Origin of the sequence: Aneurinibacillus thermoaerophilus (assembly GCF_019603355.1) — a bacterium.
Lineage (GTDB): Bacteria > Bacillota > Bacilli > Aneurinibacillales > Aneurinibacillaceae > Aneurinibacillus > Aneurinibacillus thermoaerophilus.
Genome location: NZ_CP080764.1, coordinates 609,417 through 622,129, shown reverse-complemented (window position 1 = coordinate 622,129; position 12,713 = coordinate 609,417). Strand labels below are relative to the sequence as shown.

At 47.9% G+C, this 12,713-nt stretch carries 11 protein-coding genes and 1 riboswitch; of the genes, 2 read left to right on the top strand and 9 right to left on the bottom strand.

Annotated features, from left to right (window positions below):
- Positions 1 to 9: 9 nt before the first annotated feature.
- From sat to K3F53_RS03290, 9 genes are all read right to left on the bottom strand, one after another.
- The gene (sat, locus tag K3F53_RS03330; protein WP_057899815.1) at positions 10 to 1,155 is read right to left on the bottom strand and encodes a sulfate adenylyltransferase; all 1,146 of its coding nucleotides are present in this window, start codon (positions 1,153 to 1,155) and stop codon (positions 10 to 12) included.
- 33 nt (positions 1,156 to 1,188) lie between these two features.
- Positions 1,189 to 1,896, bottom strand: a complete 708-nt coding sequence (locus tag K3F53_RS03325; RefSeq protein WP_057900425.1) for a phosphoadenylyl-sulfate reductase — start codon at positions 1,894 to 1,896, stop codon at positions 1,189 to 1,191.
- A 9-nt stretch (positions 1,897 to 1,905) separates the two neighbouring features.
- Positions 1,906 to 2,988: a sulfate permease gene (locus K3F53_RS03320; RefSeq protein ID WP_057899816.1), complete on the bottom strand. Its 1,083-nt coding sequence runs from the start codon at positions 2,986 to 2,988 to the stop codon at positions 1,906 to 1,908.
- Positions 2,985 to 3,188 carry a DUF3906 family protein gene (locus K3F53_RS03315; RefSeq protein WP_057899817.1) on the bottom strand — a complete coding sequence of 68 codons (204 nt, stop codon included), beginning with the start codon at positions 3,186 to 3,188 and terminating at the stop codon, positions 2,985 to 2,987. Before K3F53_RS03315 ends, K3F53_RS03320 begins: the two co-directional genes overlap by 4 nt.
- 30 nt (positions 3,189 to 3,218) lie before the next feature.
- On the bottom strand, positions 3,219 to 4,832 hold the full coding sequence (locus tag K3F53_RS03310) for a nitrite/sulfite reductase (protein WP_057899818.1): 1,614 nt from the start codon (positions 4,830 to 4,832) through the stop codon (positions 3,219 to 3,221).
- A gap of 30 nt (positions 4,833 to 4,862) precedes the next feature.
- Positions 4,863 to 5,636: a uroporphyrinogen-III C-methyltransferase gene (cobA, locus tag K3F53_RS03305; RefSeq protein ID WP_220559336.1), complete on the bottom strand. Its 774-nt coding sequence runs from the start codon at positions 5,634 to 5,636 to the stop codon at positions 4,863 to 4,865.
- A gap of 118 nt (positions 5,637 to 5,754) precedes the next feature.
- A riboswitch (SAM riboswitch) is annotated at positions 5,755 to 5,852 on the bottom strand.
- A 135-nt stretch (positions 5,853 to 5,987) separates the two neighbouring features.
- Positions 5,988 to 7,178 (bottom strand): ABC transporter permease, encoded by a 1,191-nt coding sequence (locus tag K3F53_RS03300; protein WP_057899820.1) that lies wholly within the window; start codon positions 7,176 to 7,178, stop codon positions 5,988 to 5,990.
- A 3-nt stretch (positions 7,179 to 7,181) separates the two neighbouring features.
- A complete protein-coding gene (locus tag K3F53_RS03295; RefSeq protein ID WP_091260472.1) occupies positions 7,182 to 7,910 on the bottom strand; it encodes an ABC transporter ATP-binding protein in 729 nt (242 codons plus the stop codon).
- 15 nt (positions 7,911 to 7,925) lie between these two features.
- A complete protein-coding gene (locus K3F53_RS03290; RefSeq protein WP_057899822.1) occupies positions 7,926 to 9,326 on the bottom strand; it encodes an efflux RND transporter periplasmic adaptor subunit in 1,401 nt (466 codons plus the stop codon).
- 423 nt (positions 9,327 to 9,749) lie between these two features.
- Here K3F53_RS03290 and gabT point away from each other — a divergent pair, with 423 nt between their 5' ends.
- The gene (gene gabT / locus K3F53_RS03285; protein ID WP_091260471.1) at positions 9,750 to 11,105 is read left to right on the top strand and encodes a 4-aminobutyrate--2-oxoglutarate transaminase; all 1,356 of its coding nucleotides are present in this window, start codon (positions 9,750 to 9,752) and stop codon (positions 11,103 to 11,105) included.
- Between the two features lie 33 nt (positions 11,106 to 11,138).
- Positions 11,139 to 12,575: an aldehyde dehydrogenase family protein gene (locus K3F53_RS03280; protein ID WP_057899824.1), complete on the top strand. Its 1,437-nt coding sequence runs from the start codon at positions 11,139 to 11,141 to the stop codon at positions 12,573 to 12,575.
- Positions 12,576 to 12,713 lie beyond the last annotated feature (138 nt).

Genomic DNA, 12,713 nt, shown 5'->3' with positions numbered 1-12,713 from the left:
CTCCCGGTCCTAATTGCCGATCGCGACCTTCATGCCACGAATCAGCACTTCTACTACTTCAGGACGGCTGAACTCCGGCGGCGGTGCCTCACCGCGGCTCAACATCTCCCTCACTTTCGTGCCCGATAAATGAAGGTGATCTTCCGCACTATGCGGACATGTTTTCGTTGAAGCCATGTTGCCGCACTTTTTGCAATAAAAACTATGTTCAAAGAAAAGCGGTGTAATACCCAGCTCTTCCGGCGAAAAATTCAAGAAAATCCGCTGCGCATCGTACGTGCCGTAATAATTGCCAACGCCGGCGTGGTCGCGTCCGACAATGAAATGCGTACAACCGTAATTTTTTCGCACGATCGCGTGGAAAATGGCTTCGCGCGGTCCCGCATAACGCATGGCCGCCGGGAACACGGCCAAGAACACACGATCAAGCGGATAATAGTTTTGAAGAAGTACCTGATAACTTTCCATCCGGATGTCAGCCGGAATATCGTCCGCTTTCGTCTCGCCAACCAGCGGGTTTAAAAACAGGCCGTCCACAATTTCCAGCGCCGTTTTCTGGATGTACTCGTGGGCGCGGTGAACCGGATTGCGCGTCTGAAATCCCACAACCGTATACCAACCGCGCTCAGCAAACACGGCTCTCGTCTCAGCCGGGTCAAGATAGAACTCTTTAAACCTGTTCTTTTTCGGACGCTTTATCAGCGTAATCGGGCCTGCAACATACACTCCCGGTCGCTCCCATAGCTTTTTAACGCCCGGGTGCTTGATTTCTGTCGTACCATATACGTTTTCCGCCTCTATTTCCTTGTTCGGTGTGTACAGTTCCTGTACTTCGATAACACCATACACCGTTCCTTCGTACACAAGCTGTGCCATATCCCCTGGTGCAAGCTGCGCGGCTACGGCTTCCGTTACCGGCAAAGTAATCGGAAGACTCCATACGGTTCCGTCAGCAAGGCGCATGTTATACACGACGCTTTCATAGTCAGCTTTACCCAAGAAACCGGTGAGTGGACTGTAGGCGCCGATCGCCAACAGTTCCAAATCGGAAAGGGCGAACGCGTCCAGTTCGATTTTTTTGCTTACTTTTGTAATGTCATAAGAAAAGTTAATGCGGTTGATTAATACACCGCCATGAGGCTGATTTGTACTCATGCTTTCTACTCCTTTTCCTCAACTCTTTCATTCTTATTGATGCAGACCGCATTCCGTCTTGCCCGTACCGCTCCAACGTCCGGCACGTGAGTCGCTCCCGTCTTCCACCGGTAACGTGCAATGTTTACAGCCAATGCTCGGATAACCTTTGTCATGCAATTCATTATATGGAAGTTGATAAAGCTTGATATAACTCCATACTTCTTCCCATTTCCAATAAATTAACGGGCAGATTTTAATGGATCGGAACCTGCGATCAATATTGACAAACTGTGTGTTCGCCCGCGTCGGCGACTGCTCCCGTCTTAAACCAGATAACCAAGCCACCGTGCCCGCCATCACTTCTTCTAAAGGCTGAATTTTCCGTAATTTACAGCATAAATCCGGATCTATCTTCCATAATTCTGAACCATACTGCTCTGCCTGCTCTTGTACGGACAGCGCCGGCTCCTTCATCTGAATGCGCAATTTCGGATATTTGACTTTCACGCGCTCAATAACTTCATACGTTTCTTTAAAGTGTAAATGTGTATCCAGGAAAACGATACGGGCATCCGGACGCACCCGGCTAATTAAGTCGGTTAAAACCATACCTTCAGCACCAAAGCTGCAAGCATAGATTAGATTGTCACCGAATAGGCCATATGCCCACTTTAATACATCCAGCGCATCCTTATTTTCCAATGTTTTATTTATTTCTTCGCAGCGTTCAGATGTCAGCGTTTCATATGAAAATGTCATATCCGGCACCTAGATTCCTCCTCTCTGATCATGAATGGCGCTTTTTTCTTTACGGATCGTCTGGGAAAGGTTCATTAATCCTAGCGTAGTGATAAATACGCTTATAATAACGATTAACACATACGGATTCGGCTGCAACCAGAGATGAACCATCGCGTAAGCCACGACAAGTGAAGATACCGGAGAAACAATCCACACCTTTGCGATTTGGTGAATAACTCTTTTCTGCCAAAGCTTAAAACCGTTGTCCGCAGTACCAACGCCCATAATAGCACAGGTAGTCGCCTGTACAAGCGGAACAGGGATGCCCAACAAAGAGGCGATAATGACCAATCCTCCGCTGGTGAAAGAAACCGCGCTGCCCTGCAAAAGCGAAAGACGGGTAATTTTTTTCCCGTTTGTCTCCAACACTTTACCGCCCAACAAAACCGCACCAAGCGCCACGAATATTCCACCCATCCAAACGCCAGCGGAAACAGACATTAACCCGGCGCCAACAAGCGGCCCAACCGCGTTCGCCACATTGTTCATACCGGCCGAAAATGCCTCAAGCGCACCGCCGATCACAAGCAATCTTCCCAGCCAGCGCTGCCATTTTCCCTGTCTGCTAAGATGCGGCCACTTCACTTCCGCTATCTTAATTAGTCGCCCCAGCACATACGCCACACTAAACGAGACCAGAGGAACCGCGATCCAGAAGGAAATAATGACTGCAAGTTTGCTGACGAATAAGGATTTGTACGCGAGCCCGATGCCGACAATCGAACCAACCGTCACTTCACTCGTTGACAGGGGAACCCCCATCAGATTTGCTATAAACAGCGTGAGTGTCGCTGAGGCCAGAATAATTATTACAATCTCCACAGTGAGAATAGAGGAAGAGATGATACCTCCCCCGATTGTTTTCACTACTTCGCCTCCACCTAACACAGCACCGAGCAAAGCAGCTGCACCTACAATCAGCATTGCGAGCTTCTTATTTTGAATAGCTCCCCCGCCATACGCCGCGCCCATCGCAGCGGCTGTACCGCTGGCGCCGATATTCATCGCGAAAAACAGGGCAATGGCAATGGCCGCGCACGTCAGAATCATGGCTCGATCACATACCCCCGGCCCGTTCCAGCCGGCTTTTTTTCTACAATGGCTATCTCCGCAACCGGCCTCGGCGGCAAAAAATAGCGTTCAATTTGATTCTGGGCGCTGCGGAACGCTTTTTCTTCATTTTCATGTATGACTACAACGGCAGCTGTTCCCCCATCCCTAAACAATATCTCAAATCTATAGATAAACATCGCCTCACCTCTCCTATGCCCAGGCATCCTTTATACCAACTGTTTCAGAGCCGCATCCAGCCTCTCTTGGAACGGTGTAATTCCAACACGCTGTACGAAATCAAAGAAGCTTTCCTTGTTCCGCTTTTCTTCCTTATAATAGGCAAGCAACGGCAACACGACCCGGTGCAGTTGCTCGCCAAGCACGCGTCCTTTCAGCTTTTCGTTAAATTTCGCGTTCGGGCCCAGCGTACCGCCAAGGAAAATATCGAACGCATCTTTCATGCCGTCTTCCGTTTTAACAAGCGCTCCCTGAAAGCCAATGTCAGCAATTTGCCGCTGACCGCATGAGTTCGGACAACCGACCATATGCATGCGAATTGGTTCATCCAACTCCACATGTTCATCTAGATATTCCGCCAATTGGCGCATTCTTTCTTTCGTTTCAACGATCGCAAGATTACAGAATTCATTGCCGGTGCAAGAAACGGCGAAAGCAGTAAAATTCTTCGGATACGGTGTCAAACGTTCCAACACTTTTTCTTGCAACAGTTCTTCCACTCTTTCATCCGGTATGCCGGTAATTATGATATTTTGCGAATTGCATGTACGCAGTGAGCCATTACCATATTCATCGGCGAGATGCGCCAGTTCTTCCAATTCCTGTGCCGACATACGTCCTACCGGAACGGACAGACCAACATAACTCAACCCTTCCTGGCGCTGTTTATGAATACCGGTAAAATATCCTGCATTCCATCCCTTAATCTTATCTTCGCCCCGCGTCTCCAGCTCGCCGACAAGCTCTTTTAACTTGGCAAGAAACTTCTCCGCTCCCCAATCAGCGACAAGAAATTTCAAGCGTGCGTGATGACGCTTCTCCCGGTATCCATAGTCACGGAAAATCGTTGTAACGCCGACCGCTACCTTCACGACTTCTTCCGGTCGCACAAATACATCGAGCTGTTGAGCCAAATACGGACGGGACGATAGTCCGCCGCCAACCCAGACATGAAAACCGATGATTTCCTTGCCAGCGATTACTTTCGTGGCCGGGGTAAACGCCAGATCGTTAATTTCGGCATGACCGGCATTATAAATATTGCTAGAAATCGAAATTTTATATTTGCGCGGCAGGTTGGAAAAATCCCGGTTCATTAAAAACGTATCGGACAACTGTTTCACAAGCGGGGTCGTATCTATTAATTCGTACGGATCGAGCCCCGCAAGCGGATTGCCAACAATCGTACGCGGGCAATCGCCGCACGCCTCAAATGAGGACAATCCGACGGCAGCCAACCGTTCAAAAATGTCCGGTAAATTTTCGATCCGCAACCAGTGAAACTGAATCGCCTGACGTGTCGTAATATCGATTAAATCCCTGCCATAATCATGCGCGATACTCGCAAGCGTGCGCGCCTGCTCGGACGTAAGATTTCCGGACGGAACCCGGACACGCATCATAAAGCACCCGTCTTTCGGGCGCTGCTGATATACACCTGCCCACTTAAAACGATCCATATCATCCGGCGTAATGGATTCAAAACCAGTTTTCGCATAACGATAAATGTCCTCAATAACATCCAGTCCATCTTTCTCCAGTTTTATTAATTCTGTTTTATTCAATTTCTCCTTATTTTGTGCCCATATTGGTGTATAACTCATTCATACTCTCTCCTCTCATCTCAGCGAATATTATGCAATAATGACTTGACGCAGCTGTTGTTCATACCAAGCTAACTGCTCCCGCAGGCGGACAACCTCGCCTACGACAATCACTGCCGGAGAACGAAAGCGTGCCTGTTGTACCTGCTCTACAATCGTCTCCAATGTACCTATAAGCGTCTCCTGATTTTCGCATGTACCCCAGCGGATAAGTGCCACAGGTGTCTCTTTGGCCCGGCCGTACTTATGAAGATTTTTCACAATTTCCGGCAAATTGCCGACCCCCATGTAAAATACCAGCGTATCTACCGCAGTGGCCAACTTCTCCCACTGAATACCACTTTGCTCCTTCTCTACAGCTTTGTGGCCAGTCACAAACGCGACGGAGGATGAATAATCACGGTGCGTGATAGGTATTCCTGCATAAGCCGGAGCAGCGATACCCGATGTAATGCCCGGCACAACTTCATAGTCGATGCCGGCCGCGATACAGGCTTCCGCTTCTTCCCCACCGCGCCCGAAAACAAATGGATCACCCCCTTTTAAACGAACAACCTCTTTCCCTTGCACAGCCTTCGCCACAATGATCTCGTTAATTTCCGTCTGGGATAACGAATGGTGATTTGTCTCTTTTCCGCAATAAATGCATTCAGCCTCCTTTTTTGCATAATCAAGCAGCTTTGGACTGGCCAGACGGTCATATACAATCACATCCGCCCGTTGTAGAAGCTCAAGCCCACGCACTGTAATCAACTTTGGATCGCCTGGCCCGGCACCCACAAGATACACTTTACCTGCCACCATATAACCATCCCCTTTTTTTCCAAAAATAATATTAATAAAATTTGTTTTATATGTTTAATTTAATTAAAAAAGCCCTGCTTCATTAAAGAAGAAGGGCTTATATTCTACGATCCCCTCTTCCTCATCTTCAAGCGTGTGCTTTCTGGAATTGGCACCTAACCGAATTAGGTTGCCGAGATTTCATTGGGCCAGTCCCTCCATCTCTCTGGATAAGAAAGAGAATTCATATTATATTGATCGGATTTATTAAATTTGATTATACTCGGCTTTTTCTAAAAAGACAATACTTTTCAAAAAAATCCTCTCATTCATTATGCAAAGAGGCTTCAGAGTTAAAGAGCAGCCCGCTTCTTATTCATAACGCAACGCCTCAATCGGATTTAGCTTTGCCGCTTTGTTAGCAGGATACAATCCGAAGAAAATCCCGATGGAACTGGACACGGAAAATGCAAGCAAAACGGTCTCCCATGAAATCAAAAGCGGTATATTAGCATAGGAAAAGCCGATAGCTGATATACCAATACCAAGCAATGCTCCGATTAAGCCGCCGATTAACGACAAAATCATCGACTCCAGTAGGAACTGAAGCAAAATATCTTTCCGCTGCGCTCCAAGCGCTTTGCGGATTCCGATTTCTCTTGTCCGTTCCGTCACGGACACAAGCATAATATTCATCACGCCAATGCCGCCCACCACGAGGGAAATGCCAGCTACAATGCTAAAAATCAGGGTAATCATTCCAGTCATTTGCGAAAACTCTTTAATATTGTCTTCCATACTTAAAACTTCATAGTAATCTTTATGGTTATGCTTGCGGTTCAAATAATCCTTGACCTGCTTCATCGCAGGCCGCAATGCTTCTTTGGAAATGGCGGTCATTTCAATGTTGCTTACCGTTTGGTTTTCAGACAGCTCATTCGCAAAACGAAACGGAACAAACGCGCTCTTTGCTTTGGAAAAATCAAAGCTTACTTTCTCCTGCTTAAATACGCCGATCACCACTACGCTCCGATCGTTAAAACGCACGCGCTGACCGATCGGGTTTTCCGTCCCGAACAATTCCTGAGCTGCTCCGTCTTCCAATACGATAACCGGTCGGCGGTTTTTATCATCCTCGTCGGTAAAAAAGCGGCCTTGCACCATGTGGAGCGTGGGTTGTACAGCCGGAAGCTGGGCCGTCGTCGCCCTTACTTCGACGGTTTTCTTCTTATTGAGCCAGTAAAGCTCCGTATTGCCTACGTAAGAGTTGGCTACGGCAGCGGAAATGTACGGACTCACCTGCGGCAAATATTCCGCATCTTCCAAAGTAAGCGCGTTCGGATCTTCAGGCTCCTCCGTATCGTAGCGGGTATATACCATAAATTTATTTTGGCCGAACTTGCTTACCTGCTGCACGACCGCACTTTCGCCCCCTTTCCCAAGCGTCATAACCGCAATGACAGACGCGATACCAATAATAATCCCCAGCATCGTTAGAAAAGAACGCAGCTTATTGGCGCGCAAACCGTCCAAAGCCATGCTTAAGCTTTCCAGCAAACGCATAGATTACACCTCCTGTTGGCGCTCCGACGCCAGTTGTTGCGACGCGAATAATCGATCCCTCACGGGGTCATCGGCGACTACCTGGCCGTCGCGGAAGCGGATTAACCGCTTCGCATAGCATGCGATATCCGGTTCATGCGTAACAAGAATAATAGTCGTTCCTTGTTCATTTAACTGTTGGAAAATGTCCATAATTTCAATGCTTGTCCGCGAATCAAGCGCCCCGGTTGGCTCATCAGCCAGCACAATCGCCGGCTCATTTACGAGCGCGCGCGCAATCGCTACCCGCTGCCGCTGTCCGCCTGATAACTGATTCGGAATATGATTCATACGTTCGTCGAGCCCGACACGCGCAAGAGCCGCACGCGCCCGTTCCGTCCGTTCCTTTCTTCCGACCCCGGCATAAATCAGCGGCAATTCAACATTGCGCAGTGCGGTTGAACGCGGCAAAAGATGAAAGGTTTGAAAAACAAAACCGATTTTTTGGTTACGTACATGGGCAAGCTGCTTATCCGACAAATTCGTTACTTCCATTCCGTCTAAATGATACAGCCCGCTCGTCGGTCGATCCAGGCAGCCAATCATGTTCATAAATGTCGATTTTCCCGAACCGGATGGTCCCATAATAGCGACAAATTCCCCTTTTTCAACCGTTACGAAAACATTCTTCATCGCATAAATATCGCCACCGCCTGTGCGGTACACTTTGGACATATTCTCTACTTTTACCATGCTGTACCGCCCCTTTTATCTCGCTTCTCCGGGAACATTCGCTTCCATAACCGGCTCATTTTCCTTTAATTGCGGCCCCGGATTGGTGATAACTTTCGTGCCCGCTTTCAAACCTTGTTTAACTTCGGCAAACAATTCGTTTTCCATTCCGGTGACAACCGCCTTCTTCTTCGCCAGACCGTTCTCATTTATCCAGACGAACGCTTTCCCGCCGTTCTTCTGCACCGCTTCGATCGGTACTTGCAGCGCCTGTTTCGCGCTTTGGTGCACAATCGTTACATCTATCCGAAAGCCGGGGCGCAAAAGCTCATTTGGTTTGTCCAATGCCAGCTTCACCGCCACTTTGGCCCGTTCGCTCTGCTGTCCGCTTTTCTGTGTGGCGGCTTCTATCGCTACCGGTGAGATGCTTACCACATGAGCTTCGGCCACCTGTTTGCCTAACGCGCCTCCTTCCAGCTTAGCTTTCTGACCGACGCGCACTTTGCCGATATCAGCTTCCGCAATTTCCGCTTCCACGTATATATTTTGTGTCGTTCCCACTTTCAATAGTTCATTGCCTTTTGTCGTATATTCGCCCGCCTTCGCTTTTTGCGTCAATACGGTTCCGTCGATAGGAGCCACGATAAGCGCGTCATTTCTCTGGGCAAGCAACTGCTGCCTTTTCTCTTCGATTTTTTGTTTTTTGCTCGCAATGCTCTCTTTTTTCGTCGCCGTCCGCTTCTTCTTCTCTTCAAGCTGTGCAATCGATACCAGCAAAGCGGTGACCTCTTCCCGCTTCGGCCCTTTTTTCTTCTCTGCCAGTTCATATTGCGACGTTTTCAGCTTAAATTCAGCCTGTTTTATCTGGTCGCTCGCTTTATCCAATTCCTGCTTCTTTTCAGCTCCGCTCTCCACAAGCGTTTTGATGCGGGCGTATTCTCGCTTCGCTTGTTCAAGCTCTTGCTCGGCTTGACGAATCCCGTTTTCCGCTTTCGCAATTTCAATGGCATCATTCGCAGCTTGCAATTTCGCTAACTCCGCCTTTTTTTCGGCGATTTGCGCTGAAGTATCGGCAACCTGGTTATCGACATCCCTCGCCTGCTCATCCATATCTATCAATTGACTGTCTATATCAATTAATTGGTTTTTTATATCCTCCGTATAAATCTCACCTAATATCTGACCTTTTTTCACCGGCGCTCCCTCCGCTGCATGCAAAGCAACAATTTTTCCGCTCGCCCCTGCGTATACCGTCATTTCTTGTTCCATCTTTACTTTACCGGTAGTCATGATACGACTTTCCATATCTTTTTGCACAACGGTAGCAAGCGACACCGGCGTTCCTTCCACGCTGCGTGGTACGTACGCCGAATAGACGATATATCCCCCTATTGCTATGACCCCTGTAATAACACCAATCCATATTTTCTTTCGCACTTCTCCTTCTCCCTTTCTATGCTATCATCTTCGATGCTTCGACATTTATATTGAAATATGAAAGTCGAAATATCAAAGACTACGTACAATTTATAGAACCCATGGCACGCAATTTTGTGACACATTCCATAATCTATCGACCATATAACGACTAATACTTGCAAAAAATTTCCATCCCTGCAAAACCAACACAAACTTTTTAGCAATAAAACCATTCGCTTTCATATCGATACATGATAAACTCAGATTTAAGTCAAAAAAGACTTATATAAAAGTCAAAAATGACTCAACTTTACTGCCGACTTCCTTCGTTTCCCAATAATTATATCTTTTTTTAGCTTGGCACGCCTCTTGCTTTAATGAAATATACAGAACGTACATGAATCATTTTTCATATATTCTATCTGCCAGGGAGGTACACAAATGGGATACAAATTCGCTCATGTAAAAACAGAACTGCCAGGTCCGAAGGCTAAAGAAATTCTGGAACGCCGGAAACAATACGTTCCTAAAGGTATCAGTAACGGCATCCCTACTTTTGTAGAAAAAGCGCAGGGAGCGATCCTGACAGATGTTGATGGCAACACATACATTGACTTTGCAGGTGCCATCGGTACGATTAACGTCGGTCACTGCACACCGGAAGTTGTAGAAGCGCTCCACGATCAAGTTGATAAGTATATCCATACCGGCTTTAATGTCATGATGTATGAACCGTATATTGAACTTGCGGAGCGTCTTGCGAAGTTAGCGCCAGGAGATCATGAAAAGCAAGTGATGTTTTTGAACAGCGGCGCAGAAGCGGTGGAAAACGCGGTGAAAATCGCGCGCAAATACACAAAACGTCAGGGCGTTGTCGTCTTCTCTCGTGGTTTTCATGGACGCACACTGTTGACGATGTCCATGACAAGCAAAGTAAAACCGTACAAATTTGAGTTCGGTCCGTTCGCGCCCGAAATCTACAAGGCGCCGTATCATTACGCATACCGTCGTCCAGAAGGCATGAGCGTCGAACAATATGATGAACACGTGCTAAACGAATTTAAAAACTTCCTGCTTGGTGACGTAGCTCCGGAAACGATCGCCGCAGTCGTCATGGAACCAGTGCAGGGCGAAGGCGGATTCATCGTTCCATCCAAAAAATTCGTGCAAGGTGTGGCGGAACTTTGTAAACAGTACGGTATCGTATTCGTTGCGGATGAAATTCAAACCGGCTTCAGCCGTACAGGTAAATATTTCGCAGTTGAACATTTTGATGTCGTTCCAGACTTAATAACCATTTCTAAATCTATGGGTGCAGGTCTGCCAATTAGCGGCGTAATCGGACGCAAAGAAATTATGGAAATGTCCAATCCGGGAGAATTAGGCGGCACATATTCGGGAAGCCCGCTCGGATGCCGTGCGGCGCTTGCAGTGCTTGATGTGATCGAGAAATACAACCTGAACGAACGCGGGCGCGTTATCGGCGAAAAAGTGATGGAGCGGTTTGCCAAGCTTGCGGAAAAATACGATATAATTGGAGATGTACGGGGCTTAGGTGCAATGTGCGCTATGGAGTTTGTCAAAGACAAACAAACGAAAGAACCAAATAAAGAAGTTGTAGGTACAATTGTAAATGAAGCCAATAAACGTGGTTTAATCACTCTCAGCGCCGGCTTATACGGCAACGTACTTCGCGTATTGATGCCGCTTGTCATTACAGACGAACAGCTTGAGGAAGGTCTCGATATTCTCGAGGAATCCATCGCAGCCGCTACATCCGCTCTGCAAGTTCACTAATTTTAGTGTTTACGTTGAAAGGGGTTTTCGAAAATGAATCAAACCATACCGAAGAAACCGCTTTATATTGCCGGAGGGGCAAAAGAAGCTTCTTCTTATAAACAGCTTCGATCCCCGCATACCGGAGAAGTAATTGCAGAAGTAGCTATCGGAACGCGGGAAGATATGAAAGCGGCGATTGACCATGCGGAAGAAGCGGCAAAAGTGATGGCCAAAATGCCGGCCCATAAGCGTGCCGCTATTCTGCAAAACGTCTCCTTGCTTCTAAAAGAACGCAAAGAAGAAGCGGCCCGTATTTTAGCGTTGGAGGCAGCAAAACCGATTGCGGTCGCACGTGGGGAAATCGCACGTACAATTGAGACATACCAATTTTCCGCTGATGAGGCGCGCCGCATCCACGGTGAAACGATTCCTATGGACGCGTCAGCTATGGGTGAAAACCGCATTGCTTACACGGTACGCCAACCGCTTGGCATCGTCGGAGCAATTACGCCGTTCAACTTCCCGTTCAACCTTGTGGCGCATAAACTCGGCCCGGCATTTGCCGCAGGGAATGCTGTTATCTTAAAGCCTGCGGATCAAACGCCGCTTTCCGCTTACTTTATTGCCGATTTATTCGCGGAAGCAGGACTACCTGCGGGCGCCCTGCAAGTCATTCCAGGGCCGGGCAGCGAAGTCGGGGACGAGCTTGTATGCGATGACCGCGTAAAAATCATTACTTTCACCGGAAGTCCAGAAGTAGGCAAGACGATCCGCGCCAAAGCGGGCCTGAAGCGAGTTGTGCTTGAACTCGGCTCCAACTCCGGCCTAATTATCGACGAAGGGTTCGATATTGAGCCCATTATCAAGCGTACCGTAACCGGGGCATTTACGTTCATGGGCCAAGTATGCATTTCACTTCAGCGCATCTATGTGCACCGCTCTCTGTATGATAGCTTCGTGGAGAAATTTGTAGCGGAAACGAAGAAACTCCGCATTGGCGATCCGCTGGATGAGACAACCGACATCGCCGCGCTTATTTCACAAAAGGATGTAGAACGAATCGCTTCCTGGATCGAAGAAGCAGAAACGCTCGGCGCGAAAGTGCTAACCGGAGGCACGGAAGGCAATATTGTCAAGCCGACAGTTATCGTCGATGTGCCACCGCACGCGAAAGTAAGCTGTCAGGAGACGTTCGCACCGGTCGTCGTTATCAGCCCATTCGATACGTTTGATGAAGCGATTGAAGCGGTGAATGACTCCCGCTATGGTTTGCAGGCTGGCATATACACGAACAACATGGAACACGCCTTTGAAGCGGCGGAACGCTTGGAAGTAGGCGGTGTGATGATTAACGATTTCCCGACATTCCGCGTCGACCATATGCCGTATGGCGGCGTAAAGGAAAGCGGCGTAGGACGCGAAGGCATCAAGTATGCAACCGAAGAAATGACAGAAATGAAGCTCGTTTGCTTCAACCGAAACAAATAAGAACGCCGTATATTCCGGCGCCCTATAATAAGGAGGCGCCCTTATGGATTCGAATATCCACATCGCACCGTTTCTTGATACGTTTTCAATCGGCTTCTGTTATGTACGTGAAGAATATTTCGAATACAACAAGCTGAT

Coding starts and splice junctions, on each gene's coding strand:
- sat (WP_057899815.1), bottom strand. CDS start 1,155: ATGAGTACAAATCAGCCTCATGGCGGTGTATTAATCAACCGCATTAAC.
- K3F53_RS03325 (WP_057900425.1), bottom strand. CDS start 1,896: ATGACATTTTCATATGAAACGCTGACATCTGAACGCTGCGAAGAAATA.
- K3F53_RS03320 (WP_057899816.1), bottom strand. CDS start 2,988: ATGATTCTGACGTGCGCGGCCATTGCCATTGCCCTGTTTTTCGCGATG.
- K3F53_RS03315 (WP_057899817.1), bottom strand. CDS start 3,188: ATGTTTATCTATAGATTTGAGATATTGTTTAGGGATGGGGGAACAGCT.
- K3F53_RS03310 (WP_057899818.1), bottom strand. CDS start 4,832: ATGAGTTATACACCAATATGGGCACAAAATAAGGAGAAATTGAATAAA.
- cobA (WP_220559336.1), bottom strand. CDS start 5,636: ATGGTGGCAGGTAAAGTGTATCTTGTGGGTGCCGGGCCAGGCGATCCA.
- K3F53_RS03300 (WP_057899820.1), bottom strand. CDS start 7,178: ATGCGTTTGCTGGAAAGCTTAAGCATGGCTTTGGACGGTTTGCGCGCC.
- K3F53_RS03295 (WP_091260472.1), bottom strand. CDS start 7,910: ATGGTAAAAGTAGAGAATATGTCCAAAGTGTACCGCACAGGCGGTGGC.
- gabT (WP_091260471.1), top strand. CDS start 9,750: ATGGGATACAAATTCGCTCATGTAAAAACAGAACTGCCAGGTCCGAAG.
- K3F53_RS03280 (WP_057899824.1), top strand. CDS start 11,139: ATGAATCAAACCATACCGAAGAAACCGCTTTATATTGCCGGAGGGGCA.